The 18,724-nt window shown below is 65.4% G+C and carries 22 protein-coding genes; 11 read left to right on the top strand and 11 right to left on the bottom strand.

Annotation, left to right across the window (positions count from 1 at the left end):
* The first annotated feature begins 16 nt into the window (after nucleotides 1–16).
* From FBY28_RS02395 to FBY28_RS02385, 3 genes are read left to right on the top strand one after another with little or no spacing between them, the layout of a single operon-like run.
* Complete coding sequence (locus FBY28_RS02395; protein WP_141864012.1) at nucleotides 17–637, top strand: cytochrome c oxidase subunit 3; 621 nt, start codon at nucleotides 17–19, stop codon at nucleotides 635–637.
* Entirely contained in the window at nucleotides 637–906 is a 270-nt protein-coding gene (locus FBY28_RS02390) for a cytochrome C oxidase subunit IV family protein (protein ID WP_141864011.1), read from the top strand. Before FBY28_RS02395 ends, FBY28_RS02390 begins: the two co-directional genes overlap by 1 nt.
* A gap of 49 nt (nucleotides 907–955) precedes the next feature.
* On the top strand, nucleotides 956–2,242 hold the full coding sequence (locus FBY28_RS02385; protein ID WP_141864009.1) for a protoporphyrinogen/coproporphyrinogen oxidase: 1,287 nt from the start codon (nucleotides 956–958) through the stop codon (nucleotides 2,240–2,242).
* Nucleotides 2,243–2,260: 18 nt separating this feature from the next.
* Here the strand turns inward: FBY28_RS02385 and FBY28_RS02380 are convergent, their stop codons facing one another.
* From FBY28_RS02380 to FBY28_RS02360, 5 genes are all read right to left on the bottom strand, one after another.
* Nucleotides 2,261–2,698: a pyridoxamine 5'-phosphate oxidase family protein gene (locus tag FBY28_RS02380; RefSeq protein ID WP_141864007.1), complete on the bottom strand. Its 438-nt coding sequence runs from the start codon at nucleotides 2,696–2,698 to the stop codon at nucleotides 2,261–2,263.
* Nucleotides 2,699–2,785: 87 nt separating this feature from the next.
* Nucleotides 2,786–4,306, bottom strand: coding sequence for a GMC family oxidoreductase (locus FBY28_RS02375; RefSeq protein ID WP_141864005.1), 1,521 nt, complete (start codon nucleotides 4,304–4,306; stop codon nucleotides 2,786–2,788).
* Nucleotides 4,303–4,794 (bottom strand): SRPBCC family protein, encoded by a 492-nt coding sequence (locus FBY28_RS02370; protein WP_141864003.1) that lies wholly within the window; start codon nucleotides 4,792–4,794, stop codon nucleotides 4,303–4,305. Before FBY28_RS02370 ends, FBY28_RS02375 begins: the two co-directional genes overlap by 4 nt.
* On the bottom strand, nucleotides 4,791–5,687 hold the full coding sequence (locus FBY28_RS02365; RefSeq protein ID WP_141864001.1) for a PaaI family thioesterase: 897 nt from the start codon (nucleotides 5,685–5,687) through the stop codon (nucleotides 4,791–4,793). The genes FBY28_RS02370 and FBY28_RS02365 overlap by 4 nt, the downstream gene beginning before the upstream one ends.
* Nucleotides 5,688–5,814: 127 nt before the next feature.
* Complete coding sequence (locus FBY28_RS02360; protein ID WP_141863999.1) at nucleotides 5,815–6,321, bottom strand: CAP domain-containing protein; 507 nt, start codon at nucleotides 6,319–6,321, stop codon at nucleotides 5,815–5,817.
* Nucleotides 6,322–6,630: 309 nt separating this feature from the next.
* Here FBY28_RS02360 and FBY28_RS02355 point away from each other — a divergent pair, with 309 nt between their 5' ends.
* Entirely contained in the window at nucleotides 6,631–7,293 is a 663-nt protein-coding gene (locus FBY28_RS02355) for a TetR/AcrR family transcriptional regulator (protein ID WP_141863997.1), read from the top strand.
* 6 nt (nucleotides 7,294–7,299) lie between these two features.
* Here the strand turns inward: FBY28_RS02355 and FBY28_RS02350 are convergent, their stop codons facing one another.
* On the bottom strand, nucleotides 7,300–8,358 hold the full coding sequence (locus FBY28_RS02350; protein ID WP_141863994.1) for a phosphotransferase family protein: 1,059 nt from the start codon (nucleotides 8,356–8,358) through the stop codon (nucleotides 7,300–7,302).
* Nucleotides 8,359–8,487: 129 nt separating this feature from the next.
* On the opposite strand from FBY28_RS02350, the gene FBY28_RS02345 reads away from it, so the two are divergent.
* The 6 genes from FBY28_RS02345 (at nucleotide 8,488) to FBY28_RS02320 (ending at nucleotide 12,795) form a co-directional block, all read left to right on the top strand.
* Nucleotides 8,488–9,033 (top strand): TetR/AcrR family transcriptional regulator, encoded by a 546-nt coding sequence (locus FBY28_RS02345; RefSeq protein ID WP_141863992.1) that lies wholly within the window; start codon nucleotides 8,488–8,490, stop codon nucleotides 9,031–9,033.
* Between the two features lie 132 nt (nucleotides 9,034–9,165).
* On the top strand, nucleotides 9,166–9,486 hold the full coding sequence (locus FBY28_RS25940) for a hypothetical protein (RefSeq protein ID WP_216847452.1): 321 nt from the start codon (nucleotides 9,166–9,168) through the stop codon (nucleotides 9,484–9,486).
* A gap of 101 nt (nucleotides 9,487–9,587) precedes the next feature.
* On the top strand, nucleotides 9,588–9,971 hold the full coding sequence (locus FBY28_RS02335; RefSeq protein ID WP_141863990.1) for a hypothetical protein: 384 nt from the start codon (nucleotides 9,588–9,590) through the stop codon (nucleotides 9,969–9,971).
* A gap of 120 nt (nucleotides 9,972–10,091) precedes the next feature.
* Nucleotides 10,092–10,367, top strand: a complete 276-nt coding sequence (locus FBY28_RS02330) for a DUF3297 family protein (protein ID WP_141863988.1) — start codon at nucleotides 10,092–10,094, stop codon at nucleotides 10,365–10,367.
* Between the two features lie 18 nt (nucleotides 10,368–10,385).
* Nucleotides 10,386–10,841: a GNAT family N-acetyltransferase gene (locus tag FBY28_RS02325; RefSeq protein WP_216847451.1), complete on the top strand. Its 456-nt coding sequence runs from the start codon at nucleotides 10,386–10,388 to the stop codon at nucleotides 10,839–10,841.
* 541 nt (nucleotides 10,842–11,382) lie between these two features.
* Nucleotides 11,383–12,795, top strand: coding sequence for a wax ester/triacylglycerol synthase family O-acyltransferase (locus tag FBY28_RS02320; protein WP_141863986.1), 1,413 nt, complete (start codon nucleotides 11,383–11,385; stop codon nucleotides 12,793–12,795).
* A gap of 56 nt (nucleotides 12,796–12,851) precedes the next feature.
* On the opposite strand, the gene FBY28_RS02315 is transcribed toward FBY28_RS02320, so the two are convergent.
* Both FBY28_RS02315 and FBY28_RS02310 read right to left on the bottom strand, forming a co-directional pair.
* Entirely contained in the window at nucleotides 12,852–13,838 is a 987-nt protein-coding gene (locus tag FBY28_RS02315; RefSeq protein ID WP_141863984.1) for an NAD(P)H-dependent flavin oxidoreductase, read from the bottom strand.
* A gap of 7 nt (nucleotides 13,839–13,845) precedes the next feature.
* A complete protein-coding gene (locus FBY28_RS02310) occupies nucleotides 13,846–14,457 on the bottom strand; it encodes a PadR family transcriptional regulator (protein WP_141863982.1) in 612 nt (203 codons plus the stop codon).
* A gap of 113 nt (nucleotides 14,458–14,570) precedes the next feature.
* Here FBY28_RS02310 and FBY28_RS02305 point away from each other — a divergent pair, with 113 nt between their 5' ends.
* Nucleotides 14,571–15,650 carry a LuxR C-terminal-related transcriptional regulator gene (locus FBY28_RS02305; RefSeq protein WP_160145454.1) on the top strand — a complete coding sequence of 360 codons (1,080 nt, stop codon included), beginning with the start codon at nucleotides 14,571–14,573 and terminating at the stop codon, nucleotides 15,648–15,650.
* On the opposite strand, the gene FBY28_RS02300 is transcribed toward FBY28_RS02305, so the two are convergent.
* Genes FBY28_RS02300 through FBY28_RS02290 form a run of 3 tightly spaced genes read right to left on the bottom strand, consistent with a single transcriptional unit; the run spans nucleotide 15,651 to nucleotide 18,723 of the window.
* Nucleotides 15,651–15,854 carry a ferredoxin gene (locus FBY28_RS02300; RefSeq protein WP_141863978.1) on the bottom strand — a complete coding sequence of 68 codons (204 nt, stop codon included), beginning with the start codon at nucleotides 15,852–15,854 and terminating at the stop codon, nucleotides 15,651–15,653.
* The gene (locus tag FBY28_RS02295) at nucleotides 15,851–17,206 is read right to left on the bottom strand and encodes a cytochrome P450 (RefSeq protein WP_141863976.1); all 1,356 of its coding nucleotides are present in this window, start codon (nucleotides 17,204–17,206) and stop codon (nucleotides 15,851–15,853) included. The genes FBY28_RS02300 and FBY28_RS02295 overlap by 4 nt, the downstream gene beginning before the upstream one ends.
* Nucleotides 17,203–18,723 (bottom strand): aldehyde dehydrogenase family protein, encoded by a 1,521-nt coding sequence (locus FBY28_RS02290; protein ID WP_141863974.1) that lies wholly within the window; start codon nucleotides 18,721–18,723, stop codon nucleotides 17,203–17,205. The genes FBY28_RS02295 and FBY28_RS02290 overlap by 4 nt, the downstream gene beginning before the upstream one ends.
* Between the last annotated feature and the right edge of the window lies 1 nt (nucleotide 18,724).

The raw sequence follows: 18,724 nt of genomic DNA, 5'->3' as shown, positions 1-18,724 counted from the left end.
TCGCACGGTCCGATCAATGACGAAGGGCGCCAGCATGCCGACGACCGCCAAGCACACTCGAGCAGGCAAGGATGTGCCACGGCAGCGACATCTCCCCGGTGAAGAGGGCATGTGGGTCTTCATCTTCGGGGACATGACGGTGTTCGCAATGCTTTTCGGCGTCTATCTGTACTACCGCGGCGCCGATACCGCGGAGTTCGACCAATCGCAGCTCCTGCTCAACCAGACCTTCGGTGTCGTCAACACCCTGGTACTGCTGACCAGTTCGCTGTTGGTGGTGACCGCCCTACGGGCAGTTCGCGGTGGTGCCCTTGAGCTGGCCCGCCGGCTTCTCTACGGGGCCATGGCGTGCGGTGTGGTCTTCATCGTCAACAAGGCGATCGAGTACGGCGAGAAGATCTCGGTGGGCCTGGTGCCCGCCACCAACGAGTTCTTCATGTATTTCTACGTGATGACGGGGCTGCACCTGCTGCATGTGGTGATCGGACTCGCGTTGTTGTGGTTCATGGTCACCCTGACCCGTCGGTCGGCGCGCGGTGAGCGCGAGCAGCGCTACCTGGAGGGCGCCGCGTGCTTCTGGCACATGGTCGATCTGCTGTGGATCGTCATCTTCCCACTCCTCTACTTGGTGAAATAATGCTGACAAATCTTCTGCGCGACCGCATCACGGTTGTCTGGTTCGTCCTCGTCGCGGCCACCGTCGCATCCTGGATCCTCGGCGTCGGACACGAACTGGGCGTCCGCAGCGCTGCGATCAGCATCATCGTGATCGCCTTTGCCAAGGTCCATTTCGTCGGCCAGTACTTCATGGAGCTACGCGACGCGCCGTTCGCGCTGCGCGCGGTGTTCGGCGTGTGGAACATCGTGGTCGGATTGCTGCTCATCGGCCTCTACTTGTTGGCATGACGCGGCACCCGGACTGCCACCCCCATCTACGGACAGAGGAGACATCGTCATGTACGTGATCATCGGAGGCGGGATGGCGGGCTGCGCCGCCGCGGCGACCCTGGCACGTGCCGGGAGACCGGTAACCCTGCTGGAGGCCGGTGATGCACTCGGCGGTCGGACCCGCACCGTCACCCGCGGAGGATTCCGGGTCGAGGTCGGTGCCATCTACCTGTTGAATTCCTATGACAGGACGATCGCGATGCTCACCGAAGCCGGCCGCAGTGATCTGCTGACCGGCTGGTCGCCGCTGGCAGGTCTGTGGGACGGCCGACAGCTGAACGCCATCCGCTACGACTACATCCCCTCGGTGCTCGCATCCTCGCTGTTGTCCTTGGCAGACAAGGTGCGTCTGGCGGCGCGTGCCATCCAGGCGATCGTGTCCCCGGCGCCCGATCCGTTCGAGACCGACAGTCTGGCGGAGTTCGACACCGGTGAAGACATGGAGAGCTGGGCGCGTCGCCGGTTGGGTGACAACCTCTTCGAGTGCTTCGTGCGGCCACTGATCGAGCCGTCGTTCGGAACCGACTGCCGCGATCTGTCGATCCCGTACCTCCAGGGTTTGATGAAGCGCGCCCACCGCGCGAAGTTCTTTCTGCCACGCGCGGGAATGGGAAGTCTGTGCGCAGAACTGGCCAGGGACGCACAGGTGCGCCTCGGCACCGAGGTGACCTCGCTGACCGCTCGGTCCGACGGGTCGGTGCTCGTGGGAATCGCGGACGGAACGTCGCTGTCGGCCACGGGTGTCGTGGTAGCGACCGATTCTGCCACCGCGGCACGGCTGCTCGGCGATGCTGCGACGGCAGATGCCCGCCGGGTCTTGACGGAGGCTCCGTATGCCTCGATGGCTCACGTCAACCTCCGCTGGGAGCGGGATCCCTGGCCCAGCAGCGCATTCGAGATGTTGCTGCCGATCGGCGCCGGGCCGCGCGACGTTCTCGGGACGATTGTGAAGACTGCCCGCACGTCGGATCTGGTACCCGCCGGGGCGCGGATGACCGATTCGTACTTCTCCAGCGAGGCCACTAGGCGCCTCGACGACGACGAGCTCATTGCGGTGGCGCAACGACATGTGGGGGAGATCCTGGGTTCGCGATATCCGCAGCCGGAGGCGGAGGTGTTCCGCTTCGATCGTGCGCTGGCGACCTGCCCGCCCGGCCACTATGCGCGCATGCGCGACCTGCGGGCGTCGATGCCCCCGCGAATCCGGGTGGCCGGCGACTATCTGGCCCACCTGGGCGTCGAGACCGCCGTGGTGAGCGGGGAGCGGGCGGCCCGACAACTGTTGGACGGTTGAGGGCCGGGGTCGACCGCGTTAGGGAGACTGCTGTGCGATCTTGCGGAAGTCCCAGCTGCGCAGCCGGTTCGGGATGACCCGCAGCCACGCGTGGCGTCCGTCGCTGACGAAGTCGGCGGAGCCGAAGTACTTCTCCGCGAACAGCCGTTCCGGTTCGATCAGCTGCGGGTCGGGGGTGGTGTTCCGCGGGATGTCGCCCACCGTCTGTGCGGTCCCGAGGATCTCCACTCCGCGTAGTTCCGCGTAGCGTTCCCCGTCGTCGATCACGACGCTCACTCGGGGATCACGAACAATGTCGACCCAACGCTGACTGTCGACGATGGAGTACAACCACAGTGCTGTGCCGTCCCAGGCAAACCACAACGGGGTCACGTGCGGTTGCCCACTCGCCGATACGGTGCCGACTCGGCACGTCCGTTGCGCACCGAGGAAAGCATCGAGCTCCGATCGGGTCATGGCCAGCGATCGCCGACGCCGCTGGGGTGGCGGGCTTCCGGGTGAAGACGTTTCGGGTGAAGACATCGTGGCTCCTGCGTTGAAGGGTCAGCCGTGCAGAATGACGTCGGCGGCGCGATAGCCGATCATCATCGAGGGCGCGTTGGTGTTGCCGGAGGTGATGTTCGGCATGATCGAGGCATCTGCGACGCGGAGCCCGTCCACAGCGTGCACGCGCAGATCCGGTCCGACGACGGCATTGTCATCGGATCCCATACGGCAGGTGCCGACAGCGTGGTAAATGCTGGATTCCTTGTCGCCCAACCAGTCTGCGTCGAAGCCTCCGGTGTCGTCCAGATACCGCCCGGCCATGGGCCGCATCGCCGATGTGGATTCCACCAGCTCGCGGGCCAGTGCGGTGCCCGAGAGCAGATCGGCGCGATCCTGGGCGTCGGCCAACCGGTGGTGACGCACCACAGGTTTGCCGTCGCGTAACTCGACGTGGCCGCGGGACCGCGGGTGCAGCAGCACGGTGTACACCGTGAATGCGTCGGCGCGTCCGATCCGGGCCCGTCCCCGGAGCGGATCGAGCTGATAGTGGATGGGCGATATGGCGATCTGGAAATCGTCGGTGAAAAGCTGGGCCTCGAACGGTGTGGTGGTCAGCGGGCCGGAACCACGCGCGACCAGCGAGCCCAGTGCCCGCGCCGCCTGCGGCACGGTCAGCGAGTTGATCGTGGGCACGTGACTGGACCAGTGCTGTGCCACCACGAGGTGGTCCTGAAGATTCTGGCCGACACCGGGCAGATCTGCGGCGGTGCCACCGGGGCCGATTCCCGATCTCAACAGCACGGCCGGTGTACCGATCGCGCCCGCACTGAGGATGACATCGTGCTCGGCGCGCAGGAATCGCCCGCGGGTCATGACCCCGATGGCCCGTCCGCGCTCGAGCACGACCCGTTCGACCGGTGCACGGGTGATGACGCGCGGTCGCCGGTCGGCGGGTAGCGCGCGGAGAAGTCCGGTCGCCGCCGAGCAGCGCAGGCCGCGCCGTTGATTCACCTGGGCCGGGCCGGCACCGAGCTGTGACGCGCCGTTGTGGTCGGGATTGCGGGCGAAGCCGGCTTCGGCGGCAGCGTCGAGGAAGGCCGCGTCGAGCGGGTGGGTGTGTCCGCACCAGCCCACGTCGATCGGGCCGCCGGAGCCGCGGAATTCGTCGGCACCATCGCACCAGTTCTCCAGGGCACGAAAGGCCGGCAGCACATCCTCGTGGTCCCATCCGGTGGCACCGGCCTGCGCCCAGCGTCGGTAGTCGGCGGCGCGTCCTCGCACGTAGACCATCGCGTTGATCGACCCACTGCCGCCGATGATCCGGCCGGACGCGAACGCACTGGGTTGATCATGCTTGCTCGGATCGGGCAACATGGGATACCGCCAATTCGCTGTCGCGAACAGGGAGGCGATGCCCAGCGGCAGCCGCACATCGGGGCGGCGGTCGGTGCCGCCGGCCTCCAGCAGGGCGACCCGAGCCCCGGCCGCAGCCAGCCGCGCGGCGATCACGCACCCGGCCGAGCCGGCCCCTACGACGATATGGTCGAACACCTCGGAGTTCGAGGCACCGGCGGTCACGGGAGGACCACATCGTTCGGCTGGGCGGAGGTCTCGGCGATGCGCCGGATGGTACGAAGCGACTGGTCGATATTGCCCTGCAGGTCGGTTCGGCGGTCCTTGACCCGCAGCGCGATACGTTCGAACAGCAACGCGACCATGGGAAGGTCGACACACATGGTCATCTCTTCGCTGAGCTCGCAACCGTGCGGTGTCGGCACCATGCGGTAGATCCAGGTGGTGAAATCCGCGCCGCCCATCTGGACGGCGAAGCCGAATTCCCGTCCCGGATCATCGGCGATGATGCGCACGGTGGTGGACCAGCGTCCGAATCGGCGACGATTGGTGCCGCGGAACTGTTGAGGACCGGTCCATTCGGCGCGGATGCACTCGGGGCTCCATTCCGGAATTCGGCGGATGTCGGACACGATGTCGTAGACGTGCCGCGCGGAGGCGCGCACCACCGTCCTGCCCGCGACGCGGTCACCCTTGCGCAGTGCCGTGCTCATCTGGCCTCCTCGTCGGTCGATGTGGATGTCGATGTCGAAGTCGATGCCCGATCGACGGAGCCCAGCCGGCGTGCGGTCACCGTCGACACGGTGCACAGCTCTCCGGAGCCACCGAAGCCGAGAACTTCGACGACGGCCGAGGACCTACCGACGTGGTAGGCGCGAGCCGTTGCAACATAAGGAGATCCGACGACAACCGGGCGCAGATAGGTGGTGTGCACGTGCGCGGTGTGTAGATCCGGATTGCGCGCATTGACGTACTCGGCGGCGGCCAGTTCGGTGACACATGCGGAAACACCGCCATGCATGATCCCGAATCCGTTGACCCAGCCATCTGGATCGGCCATCGTCACGTGTAGCAGGTCGCCCGACGGCCGGTAACTCAGGCCGAGAACGCGATCGATGTCACCGTACTCGATCGGCACATCGTATCGTGCAGCTTTTTCTCGTGCAGCCTTGTCGGCCAACGGATCTGCTCCGACAGCGGCAACGGTGACGCTGCGCGTCGTGCCGGCTGCCACGATCTCGCCCGTGCGGTCGGTGATCTGACATTCGACGAACGTCTCCGAACGTCCGGCCACGGTTCGCGCTTCGGCGAAGAGTTCCCCGTCCAGCGGAACCGCGCTGATGATATCGAGGGTCAGTTCCCCGGTGAGGGTCCAGGTTTTCGGCGGCCTGTTCAGGTAGGGGAGTTCGCCGAGGATATGGTCGGCCAGCACCAACAGTGCGCCCACTCTTGGTCGCTCCGACCGATCGCGGGCCCATGGTGGGATCCGGAACGCGCAACGATTTCCGTCGGCGGTGAGCTGACAGTCGTGCAAGCCGAAGCGGGCTTCGACCGATGTCGGGTCCCCGACCATGCACCCGGCGCGGGTGTCATCGGCAGCGGTCATGTGTTCATCCAGTTCCTCGGGAGTGTGGAGGCGTCAAGTCTGATGAGCTTCCGGGGCGTAGGTGGGTTACCATGTCGCCGAACGTATTCCGGCTGACAACATACGCTCGATCAATGCGGGTGGCCGCTCAGTTCGGTTGACCGTACACCGCGACGACGACGGTGCGGTCGAGGCTGTTCTCCGACCACACGCCCATCTCGGTGTTGGCGCAGTTGCGCATGATTCCCAGCGAGACGGGGTTGTGATACCACTGGTTGATCAATTCGATTCCGCTGATGGCCAGTGCCGGATTGATGGCAACGGTCTGCTGCGCGGTCCCGCGGTAGCCGGCCCTGGCCGCGCGGGATTGCGAAGTGGAACCGTCAGATCCGAGTTCGCCGAACACGTCACGGTGGGCCACCGCATCGCGCGCATGCCATTGAGCGGCAAGCTGCAACGCGGGATTGCCGGTGATCTCGGTCGGGCAGCCCGCCTGACGTTGCACCGTGTAGACATTGGCGATGACGCTCTCGTTGAGCCTGCGGTTGTCCGCATGCGCCGGAGCCGCGCCGAGAACCGCGATCGGCAGGAGAGCGGTCAGCGCGATGCTGCGCCGGAACGCTGCGGTCGCGCCACCCGATGCCGATGTGTGCATGGTCGTCGCTCCGATCCAGGGGGTGCTCGGCCGGTGATGCTCGCGGCCCGAACCGAGCATCGCCCGTTCAGGCGTGATCTCACCGAGGTTCGAGTATCGCGTTCTTGAGCGTCCGTCGCGGTCCGCGCGGCGGGGCCACCCATCACTGTGCGCAATGCAGGCGGTTCGGTCAAGTGTTTTTTTATTTTGTGTTCATTTTTTGTGACGGCGGGAGCCGGTTGCGCGGCGGGACGATGACGGGCTGTCGCGGTACCGCCGACCCGGTCGGATGTCGACCGACCCGGGCGAGCCCGGCCGTATCATGTCGGAATGCCCAGGCACAGCAATCGGCCCTCGACGTCGGCGAATCAGGTGGATTCGGGCGAGTCCGAGCACGAATCCAAGTCGGCTCTGACGCGCAAGCGCATCCTCGACGCCGCCGCTCGGGTCCTGTCTGAGCATGGCTATGCGGGTCTTCGATTGACCGATGTCGCCGCCGCCGCGGATCTGCAGGCGCCCGCAATCTATTACTACTTCCCGTCCCGCGACGAACTGATCGAAGAGGTGATGTGGGCGGGGATCGCGGATATGCGTGAGCATGTGGCGGCGGTGCTCGACGAGATTCCCGACGGAACGCCGGCCCTGGACCGATTGCTGCTTGCCGCGGAGGCTCATCTGCGACATGAACTGGAGATATCGGACTACACGACGGCCGCGATCCGCAATGCCGGTCAGGTGCCCCAGGGGATCCGTAAGAGGCAGATTCTCGAGGAGGAGCGCTACGGCGACATCTGGCGCAGACTGATCAACGACGTGGCCCGAGATGGCGTCCTGCGTCCCGATCTCGATCTGTACATCGCACAGATGCTGGTGCTCGGGGCGTTGAATTGGGCAGTGGAGTGGTGGAATCCGCGTCGCTCCTCGGTGGAGGCTGTCGTCGAGAACGCTCAATCCATCATCCGGCACGGTATTGCCGACGCTGCGCATCGTTGAGCTTGATCAGCAGATGCCGCGCAGGTGCTCGCGCGCCGACGCCAGCAGCACCCCGATCGAATCTTCGAGTGCACCCGGGTCGATGGCGGCGTGCGTTCCCATCGCCCCGGACAGGCGGCGGAATCGCACGCCCTCCAAGAGGCTTGCCGCCCGCCACTGGGTGAAGGCGCGGTAGTAGTCGAGATTGTCGACGTCCCGGCCGGTGGTGTCCCGGTAGATGTCGATCATCTCGGCACGATTCGGGAAACCGCCGGCCCGGGTGGGGCTCGGCATCACGATGGCCGGTTCCTCGGCAGGTCGCCAATCGTCGAGAAGCCAGGCCAGATCGGCGAGCGGGTCGCCGATGGTGCACAGCTCCCAGTCCAGCACGGCGGTGATCCGACCGTCGGCGACCAACAGATTGGACAGCCGGTAGTCGCCATGCATGATGACCGCCGGTGCGTCCCCGGGTAAGTGTTCGGCCAGCTTGTCACGCGTGGCAGACCACGCGTCGTCGTGGCGGCTCGCGGCGCGAACGCGTTCCCATGCCGCCGTCACCCGGCGGATCTGCCGGAGCAGATACGGGTCGCCCGATACCTCGATGTTCAAGATCGCCGGGTCCAATCGATGCAGCGACGCGAGGGTCGTGGCCACCGAGCGGCCCAGGGCATGCCGCTGGTCGGCTGTGAGTGAACGCGCATCGGCTTCTGTCTCCAGTGCTGAACCGGCGGCGCGCTCCATGACCACGAACGGTGCTCCGCCGGAGGTCCTGCCGGTACCGATTACCGCCGGAACGGGTACCTCGGTGCGTGCCAGTGCGCGCAGGATGCCGACTTCCCGGTCCAGATTGTGGGTCTGACCGGCCACGGTGCCTGCCGGTGGCTCGCGCATCACCCATTCCCGGCCCGCCGCGTCGACGACGAGTGTGGTGATGTTCGACTGGCCGATACCCACTCGGGTGATGGTCAGCGGAGTGCTGACGTCGATGCCGTGGGTCCGGAGCCAGGTCGCCACGGCGTCGGGTTGGGTCCACATACCCGAGTCGGCGCGGTCCTCGCGGGCGGAGGTGGCGGGTCGGACAGTCATGTGCGGATCTCCATCGGGCCGGTGGGTCTGGCACGCACTGCGTGCAGCGAGATGCTTCCCTTGGTTATTTATCATGAATTAGAATTTTTGCGTGCCCCGACCTGACGATCCGCAGCGGTACGGCCGAACGTGACCCCTGAGGATTACGTGGCGGTCGGCCTCGAAGTCCTCGGTGACCGGGGGCATTTGGGGCTGAAGCTGGCAGAGGTGTGCCGCCGGCTGGGGGTGACCTCCGGATCGTTCTATCACTACTTCGACAACTGGGCGGATTACCGTCGTCAACTCATCGGATACTGGAAAGTCAACGGCACGTTGGCCCAACTCAAGGTGATCTGCGCCGAACCCGATCCACGGCGGCGTATCGAGGGGCTCGTCGAGGTGGCGTTGCGACTGAACCACCCTGCGGAATGTGCGATACGAGCCTGGAGTCGGGTGGATCCCGATGTTGCCGCCATTCAGTCCGAGGTTGACCGACTGCGGCACCAGGTGGTGTTCGATGCGGCCCTCGAGCTGGGTGTCGACCGGATCCGGGCCAACCGGTTCGCCGACGCGGCCCTCTATCTCCTCGTGGGTTACGAGCAGGCCGCCTTGGCTCCCGACCTGGCCGGTCTCGAGGCGATCTTCCGCGACCTGTTGACCCTGATAGAAGGCCGCGCCGGCCTTGGGGGTGGGTGAGAACCGAGTGGATTCCGGTGTCGGAATCCCTATTTGCACATATTCTAATGTTTATTCGAATAGAATCGACGCGATGGGAAAGCGCTCGATGTGCCGAGCGTCGTGCCATCGGCGGCAGGAGAGGGGCGTGATATGACGGGCAACATCCGGATGAGCGGCCCGCGTCCGGGTATCTCGGCCGCGGCGAACCGACGGAGGCTGTCGACAATTGTCGGCGCAGCCGTCGCCGCGTCCATTGCTGCGTCCATGGCCGCCGTCGTCCTGGCGTCGCCGGTACACGCCGAACCGGCGGACGAGCCCTGCGCGTCGGCGGTGTCCCTGCTCTGCCGATTTGTTCCGATCGCCCCGGAACTGGACGGGGATGTCGACTACACCCAACAGCAGCCGGGCGCAGGCATCCTCGCACCCGAGTCGGCCCAGCCTGTCGATCCATGTATCAGCGGATGCATCTGACGGGCGTCTCCGCCGGCGTACGGCGTGACGGTGCCCGGACACGGCGACGAACCAGCGGCACATCGGGTCATGGGCAGGGGAGGGGGCGAGAAGTGATGGCGATGGACCGATCGGCAGAGGTGACCTTCGCGTGGGCGCTGTTGCATGCCGCGCGCGGATTTCTGGATCAGACGGCGCACTCGTGGCTGTGCGCACAACTCGGCGCCGGGGAGACCCAAGTGGTCATCCGCGATCTGCTGACCGGTTTCGTGAGCAGTTCGACGGCACTGCCCAGGGCGATAGCTCCGTCCCTGTGGTCCTGGCTCGACGGGTTCCACGGCAGCGACGCCGAGGTGGACCTGCGTGATATCGCCGCTCGGCTTCGGCTGACAGAGCCCGGTGCGGCCGATGCTGCGACCTCCGGCCCGGCGGCCAGGTTGGTGGCTCGCCAGACCGGTCGGGCCGCTGACGGGTTCGCCCTCGTGCTGGTGCCCCCGGCGTTGTAGTTCGATTCGCCCGAGGTGGGTGCGCCGAGGGGCGACCTGGGCTGACCTGGTCGGCCCCGGTCGCGTAGGTTCTTTGGAGACCACAGCCGAGAAACATCGCAGCATTGGACGATAGCCATCATGTCTGAGCACCAGAACGACACCGAGCACCAGAACGAGGACGTTCCTCCGAACCACCTCTCCATCGATCCGCGGAGTGCTCACTACAGCGAGGACGCACTGATCCGCGGCGTGGGGATCCGCTTCAACGGTGTCGAGAAGACCAACGTGCACGAGTACAACGTGGCTGAGGGCTGGGTTCGCCTGGAGGTGCCCACCGCCAAGGACCGCCGCGGCAACCCGATGGTCGTCAAGGTCAACGGCACGGTCGAGCCGTTCTACCGATCCGCGGAGTAGTCGGCGTCTTCTCCGGCCGTGCGTCCGCCTCCTGCTGATGTCGTGCGAATCCGGCGGATGGTGCGCGCCGACTGGAGGTGGATTGCGCCGTGGTTCGACGATGACGAGCTCTGTCGCCGCCTGGGTCCGCTCGACGAGGAATGGCTCGAGCATGTCCTGGCGGAAAGCGAGGGCGTTCAGCTGGTGATCACCGATATCGACGGAGCTCCGATCGGCCTGGTGGGGTGCGCGTGGGACCCCGAGGGTGTTGCACACGCCATCACCGACCTGGCCGTCTGCCCGTGGCGTCGGCGCGTAGGTCTTGGGCGCGACATCTTGTCCTCGGTGCTGACCTGGGAAGAACATCCGCCCGCGCGGCGCTGGGTCGCCTTCGTCGACCCGGACAACCGTGCGGCGTCGGAGTTCTTTACCGCAGTCGGTTGGCATCTCGATGGTCTCGATGACGAGATGTATCGGTTCTCCCGCGACTTGTGAACCGGCGTCCTGAGCCGTTCAGCTGCTGCCCGTGGTGCGGTGCCCCCGCGTGGTACTCCCGCACATCGGGTGTACTCCCGGTGTGCTGGCCTGGACACGGAATCGTCGCTCGAGGGTGCCCAGTGGCACCGGGTTTAGCATTGTTTCTGAAAACGCCCTGCGGATTTCGTGGCCGGCAGCAATGCCCGTACGTGTATCGCCTGGTGGTCAGCCATTGAATTCGACTGGAGTCGAACAGATTTCGTACCGGCATGATCGATCGTCGTGATATTTGCTGGTTCATCTGTGAAAACTGCTGTCAATGAACCGAATTCACTGGCGGGTAATCTCTCTGGTCCAATACCCTACTGGTCGGTAACTGGTGAACGGTTCGATATTTACTGTTGCGAAAAGTATTTCGCTCATTCCGTTGAATAGGTCACACGTCGTGCGAATCTCACGATCAGCTTCTAACGTTGATTCAAATGATGTCGGGGTGAGAAGGGGCGACCAACGATGACGCGGCGGATGTTGACAGGGCCATCCGAAGGGTGGGATTGAAATGCGACGACTCTCAAGTTTGGATGCGCAGTTTTTCGCTGCCGAGCGTGCGGGCGCGGAATCGCACTATTGCGGGCTGTCGATCTACGACACGCCGGACGATGCGTGGCCGATCACCGCTGGCACTGTCGCGCAGCGTATTCGGGAACGAATCGAGCACCATCCGCCACTGCGCTGGCGATTGGTCACCGTGCCATTCGGGTTGGACCACCCGGTTTTCGAGACGGTAAGCGTGGATCCAGCCGACCACGTACGCGAGGTCGAATTGGATATCACCGACGAGCAAGGCCTGCGAGCCGCCGTCAGCGACGACCTCAAGGTGCCGCTGGACCGCGGCAAGCCGCTTTGGCGGGTCACCGTGTTCCACGGGTTACCCGGGCGCACCGCGGTGGCTTTCACGCTGCATCACGGTGTGGTGGACGGAATCAGCGCCAAAGAGGTTTTCGGAGTGTTGGTCGACGACGCAACCTCGTTGGGAGCACCACCCGCGGCGCAGGGCGAATCGTCCGGTGCGGTGAGCCGGCTCGGTCTGGCTGCACGGGCAGTGTTCGAGACGCCGGTAGGTACGGTGCAGAAGGTGCGCAACATCGCTGGAAGCCTTGCCCACCTAGACCAGAGCCCGGTGCTGAGGTCGTTGCCCGGTGTACAGGAACTCGCGCGGCTGATTCGCCGGGACGGTTCCCCGTACGCGGTGCACGCCCCGCGTACCCGCTTCAACAGCCGGTTGTCGGGCGCCCGGTCCAACGGCTTCGCCAGTGTGTCGCTGGAGGACGTCAAGACCGTCAAACGGCACCTCGGCGTCACCGTCAACGACGTGGTGCTGGCCGCCTGTGCCGGCGCGTTACGAAACCGATTGCTGGCCAACGACGAACTTCCCGAGGTGCCGCTGCTGGCCTACATTCCGGTGTCTGTACGCGACCCCGAGCACCGGCGGTACGGCAATGCCATCACCTCGATCATCGCCCCGCTGCCGACTCATCTGGGCAATCGGCGTGACCGCGTCACGTTTGTCAGCGATGTCATGAAACGCGCCAAAGACCGCACCGCACAGACACCGCCGAGTCTGATGGCCGATGTCAACGACATCATCCCCACGCCTATGTTCCAGATGGCGGCGCGCGGCCTTATGGACGTCATCTGCTCGCCGCTGGTGCGCCCGCCGGTGAACTTGATCATGTCCAACGTGCCGGGGCCGAGCGACGGGCTCACCCTGCTGGGCGCGCCGCTGCTCGCGCATTACCCGCTGAGTCTGATCTTCGACGGGATCGCCTTGAACATCACCGTGGTGAGTTACCGCGACGGTATGGACATCGGCGTCGTCGGCGATGCCGAGGCTGTGCCCGATGCGGCGGACCTCGTCGAGGATCTGCGCACGGAATTCGCTGCGCTGCTGCGGCTCACCACCGAGGACTGAGTTCAATCGGGTGTTCGGGCGGTGAACTGATCACCACCCGAACACCCGACCGGTCCTCACACGCCTGCGGGGGCGAGGCTCTCGGTCAGCAGCCTGCTGCGCGCCTCGCTGTACTCGCGGCCAAGGCGTTCCACCAACTGCGCCGTCGAGGTGACCTCACGAATCGGGCCGATACCCTGGCCTGCGCCCCAGATGTCCTTCCAGGCCTTGGCATCGGTGTTGCCGCCCGAGCCGAAGTCCATCGCCGACGGGTCCGACTGGGGGAGATTCTGTGGGTCCAACCCGGCCGCCTCGATCGAACCGCGCAGGTAGTTGCCGTGCACACCCGTGAACAGATTCGAATACACGATGTCACTGGCGCCGCTGGTGGTGATCATTTCCTTGTAGGCGGGCTCGTTGCGCGCCTCGGTGGTCGCCAGGAACGCCGAGCCGATATAGGCCAGATCGGCGCCGGCGGCCTGTGCTGCGAGGATGGAGCGGCCGTGACCGATGGCGCCGGAGAGCAGCAGCGGTCCGTCGAACCAGGCCCGAATCTCCTGTACGAGTGCGAACGGCGAGATGGTGCCTGCGTGCCCACCTGCTCCGGCGGCCACGGCGATCAATCCGTCGGCACCCTTGTCGATCGCCTTGCGGGCGAAGGTGTCGTTGATGACATCGTGCAGAACGATGCCGCCGTAGGAGTGGATGGCGTCGTTGACGTCGGCCCGGGCTCCCAATGAGGTGATCACGATCGGCACCTTGAAATCGACGCACGCCTGCACGTCCTCTTCAAGGCGCTCGTTGGATTTGTGCACGATCTGGTTCACGGCGTACGGGGCGGTCACCAGTTCGGGATGGTCATGCCGGCGGCGCTCCAAGGTGGTGGAGATCTGTTCCAGCCACTCGCGCAGCGCGGGTGCCGGACGCGCGTTGAGGGCGGGGAAGGAGCCCACCACGCCGGCGCTGCACTGGGCGATCACCAGCTCCGGGCCCGAGCAGATGAACAGTGGCGACGCGACGACGGGCAGGGCGAGATTGTTGCGGAGAATATCGGGAAGGGTCATGTGGCAATCACTTTCGGTCGGTGTGGACGATGGGGGACAGCGGGGGCGGTGGCGCCGAGCCGGGACGCGACGGCGCCAATTCCTCGGCGGTTTCCGCGATCTCGCGCCAGAACGCGATGGAGGCCTTCTCGATCATCTGGCCGGCCTTCAACGTCGCCAGCGGATAGCCGAGATCGGGTCGGTCCTGGTATCGCCGCTCAAGATCCGCGTAATAGGCCAGGCGTGCTTTACGTTCGACGATCTGGTTCTCGGCGAGCTCGCGCATGCTCGACGGGTCGACGAGCTCACCGAAATGCAGCTTGAGAAGCGCTTCGTCGTGGAGTTCGGCCGGTAGCGATGTCGTGGGGTCGCGAAGCCAATCGCGAAGGCGGTCAAGGCCTTTGTCGGTGATCGTGAAGAACTGACGCTTGCGCCCACCGTCTTCGGTCTCGGATCGCAGCAGCCCGGCAGCCTCCAGTCGGCGTGGCTCGCGGTACAGCGTCGCGTGCTGCAGCGGCCATAGATAGGCGATGGACTCGGCAACATACTGCTTGAGCTGATACGAGGTGGTGGGGCCTCGCACGGCAGTCACTCCCAGAACCACATAGGACAGGTGGGTGATGCGGAAACCCTCGGACACCGTTCAACCGTATCATTGATATGGTGAGGGCGGCCAGTGGCGACGCCCGAGAAATGGTCGTCTACCCTTGTGTGGTGCCTCACAACGGTGGCGCGAGTCGGGATGGGTCACACGTGGAACGTGATGGCCGGTTGCGCGCGGTGCTCGACGAACTTCGGTCGGTGAGCAACGCCGCCATGGTCGATGCCGCCGATCCCGCCGGTGTGTCGCCCCAGGTGGCGCAGCGGGTGCTCGCCGATGGCTGGTCCACTTTGGCCGAAGCGCTCGACGGTGACAACGAGGCGATCGCGGTGCTCGCGGCGTTGCGGACGCTGGCGGGTGCCGACGTCGCGGTGACGCAGGCCAGGGATCGGACTCGTGGGCTCGGTGATGCGCTTGCCCGGCTGGACGCCGCGCCGTGCACCGTGACCGAGCTGATGGAGCTGGCTCCACAACTGGTCACCGGGCTCGGATTCGACAGGGCCATCTTCTCCCGCATCATCGACGGGGTCTGGGTCTCGCACTCGGTCCACATCCCCGACGAGCCGGATTGGGCAGCCGAGATCAACCGGGTCGGACAAGAGCAGTCCCAACCTCTGGTGCGCGGCCTCTTCGAGACCGAGATCGTGCGCCGTCGAGAGGCTCGCCTGGTCACCGATGTGCAGCACGACGCCCGAGTCCACCGGCCGATTGCCGTTGCCTCTCGCTGCAATTCCTATGTTGCCGCTCCCGTCGTGGCCGGCGACCGTGTCGTGGCACTGATCCATGCCGACCGCTACCGCCAGCGCCGCGACACCGATGACGTCGACTGCGAGGTGCTCACCGCATACGCACACGGGCTGGCGCTGGCGTTCAGCCGTGCGCGGGCCGCCGAGCGGCTGCACTCGGTGAGCGCGGCACTGCAATCGGCAGCCCGCGACTGTGCCGAGGCCGCCATCGGTGTCGGTGACTATGCGCTGGCTCCGGTCGGTCGTGACGAGGAACCGCCGGCATCGGTGCGCCAGGGCCTTCGATCGGTTCGGGGACTGCTCACGTCGCGCGAAGGCGAAATCCTCGAACAGATGGCCAGTGGCCGCACCAATGCCGCGATCGCCGCCAAGCTGTTCATCTCCGAAGGCACGGTCAAACAACACGTCAAACACATCCTGCGCAAGCTCGGCGCCGAGAACCGGGTGGAGGCCGTCGCCATGCTCTACCAGTCCCACGCTGGGTGATCAGGCAATCTCCACCCGAAGCGACTGCGTCGGACAACTGCGCGCCGCCTCCTCGACCTGATCACGCATACCGTCTGCGACATCGTCGCGTGGGGCGTGCACCCGGCCGTCGTCGCCCACCTCGAAGACATCGGGTGCCAGCGCCTCGCACATGCCGATACCCGAGCACCTGTCGATGTCGATGAGCACCCGCCAGCCGCTCATGCCGGGGCCCCCGGGTCGAACGGCATGCTCAGCACGCCCCTGATGAAGTTGGTTCGCACCAGTTCCGTTACGCCGGTGCTGAAGTCGGGTGCCTGGGTGTATAGCTCGCGGAACAGCGAGCGAAGCATGACCTTGGCGAGCTGGCTGCCCAGACAGTAGTGGATCCCGCCTCCGCCGAACGCCATATGCGGATTGACACCACGACTGAGATCGAAGACGGTCGGATCGGCGAACACGGACTCGTCGCGGTTACCCGACGCGTACATCATGACCACCTTGTCGCCCGGCAGGATCTGCTGACCGCCGAGTACGTACGGACTCACGCAGGTCCGGCGGAAGTTCTGCACCACCGAACCCCACCGCAGGAACTCTTCGATGGCCGGGTTGATCCGGCCGTCGAAGTCCTCCCACAGAAAGGCGCGTTGCTGCGGAAAATCGTTGAGCGCCTTGGCCGCCAAGCTCGACGTGTGCCGGGTCGTGTCATTGGCGGCCACCGAGAACAGCACCATGGTGGCGCCGATCTCGAAATCGGAGAGCTTCTCGCCGTCGACCTCGGCGATCACCAGGGCCGACAACAGATCCTCCTGCGGGGAAGCTCGACGCTCGTCGATCAACTCCTGGGTCATATCGTGGATACGCAGGGCGGCCTCGATCTGCACCTCGGCGGGATCTCGACCGGCCAGCAGAACCGGGTCGGCCCACGCCTGCGTCTCATCGGCAGCGTGCACCACATCGGCGCGCAACTCCTCGGGGAAACCGAACATGTCCCCGAACATCTCGGTGGGCAGGTGCCGGGCGATATCGGCCACGAAGTCGACCGCTTCGCCCGCCCGACCCTTGTCCACCGCGGCGGCGACGATGCGTTGCGCGCGCGCGGCGATATCGCCCTCGATGCGCCGGATCTGGCGGGGCGTGAACACCGAGCTGACCAATCGCCGGATCTTGTGGTGCTGCGGATTGTCCATGGCGAGAAAGGACATCGCCATCTCCAGGAACACCGGCGGCAGCATGTCGAACATGACGCCATACCTGGACACGAATACGTCACTGTTCTGGCTGATCTCGACGATATCGGCGTGTCGGACCACCGCCCAATAGCCGGGATCATCGGGGTCGGGGGAGACCGCGGTCTCGATGGGTGGTTGCCAGCTCACCGGGCGGCGCGCACGCAGCTCCGCGAAGATGGGTTCGCGGTCGGGCAGGTCCATATCCCAGAACGCGTCGGTGGAGACATTGATCGGGTCATAGGCCCGGGTGGCCGCGACATCATTGGTGGGCGGAACGTCGACCGTATCGTCGTCGTCATCGAATGACAGATCGGCGCTGAACAATTCGTTGTCCACAGTGCTCATGAGTTTTCTCCGTCGTCGGCGTGGCTGAGCAGGATGTCATAGGGTTTCGGCAGCCGGCCCCCGGACAGATCCAGGTGTACGGTCTTGGTCTCGGTGTAGGCGTCCAACGCATCGGGACCGAGTTCGCGGCCCAATCCGCTCTGTTTGTATCCGCCGAAGGGCACCTGACAGTTGATCTGGTGCGCGTCGTTGATCCATACGCTGCCGCAGGCGATACGCTCGGCGAGCTCCAGCGCCCTGGTGTTGTCCGAACTCCAGATACTCGCCGCCAGGCCATATTCCGAGTCGTTGGCGATGACCGCGGCCTCGTCCTCATCGGCGTAGGGGATGACAACCAGGACCGGGCCGAAGACTTCTTCTCGGGCGATCCGCATATCGTTGCGTACTCCGGTGAGGATGGTCGGCGTCACCCAGAATCCCGGTTGGTCCAGTGCCTCGCCTCCCAGTGCGACGACGGCTCCCTCGGCGACCGCTGCCCGGATGTGTTCCAGGATGCGGTTCTGTTGTCTGGCATCGATCACCGGGCCCATATCGGTATCCCAGTCTCGGGTCGGACCCATGGTGATGGTGGCGGCTCTGGCCACCAGCCGGGTGATGAACTCGTCATGCAGCGATGCCGGAACCAAGGCGCGGGTGCCGGATTCGCAGATCTGGCCGGAGTAGACGAAGCATCCGTAGAGCACACCGTCGACCGCGAGATCCAGATCGGCGTCGTCCAGCACGATCGAGGGGCCTTTGCCCCCGAGTTCGAGGGTGACCTGCTTGACGGTGTCCGCGGCCAGTCGCATGATCTCGCGGCCCACCGCGGTGGAGCCGGTGAACGCGATCTTGCCGACATCGCGATGGCCGGCCAACCGTGCGCCGGCGTCCGGTCCGTCACCGGTGACGACATTGAGCACCCCTGGCGGCAGTCCGTTGGCCTCCGCGATGCGCGCGAACGCCAGGATCGACAGCGGCGTGTGCTCGTCGGGTTTGACCACGACGCTGTTGCCGGCGGCCAACGCAGGCCCGACCTTCCACAGCGTGAGCAGCAGAGGGAAATTCCACGGCGCGATGGCACCCACGACGCCGATGGGCTCGCGGTGCACGACGGCCTGGCCAAGGGCCGGGAACGAGGTGATCGGCGCGGGACGCTGCCAGGCGTAGTTTTCGGCCAGATCGGCGAAATAGCTGAAATGAGCCAGGGCGTAACCGATGTGGAATCCGGTGGCCTGCCGCACCGTTGCGCCGTTGGCGCTCAGCTCCAGCTCGACGAGCTCCTCGGCGGCATCATTGGCCGCCGCGACGATCCGGCGCATGACGGCGGCGCGCTCCTGGGGAGTGCGGTGCCGCCATACCCCTGATTCGAATGTCGCGCGCGCCACGGCCACGGCGTCGTCGACGTGGCCGGCATTGCCGTGTGCGACCGTGGCGACGGTGTCCCCGTTGCTCGGGTCGACGATCTCGCGGTGGCGTTCGGTGTCGACATCGCGTCCACCGATGAGCATCGAATGATGTTGGAGAGCAATGCTTGTCATA

The sequence above is a fragment of the Arthrobacter sp. SLBN-53 genome, assembly GCF_006715585.1.
GTDB lineage: Bacteria > Actinomycetota > Actinomycetes > Mycobacteriales > Mycobacteriaceae > Mycobacterium > Mycobacterium neoaurum_A.
The sequence above is the reverse complement of the archived record's forward strand: the minus strand, read 5'-3'. Positions and strand labels throughout refer to the sequence as shown.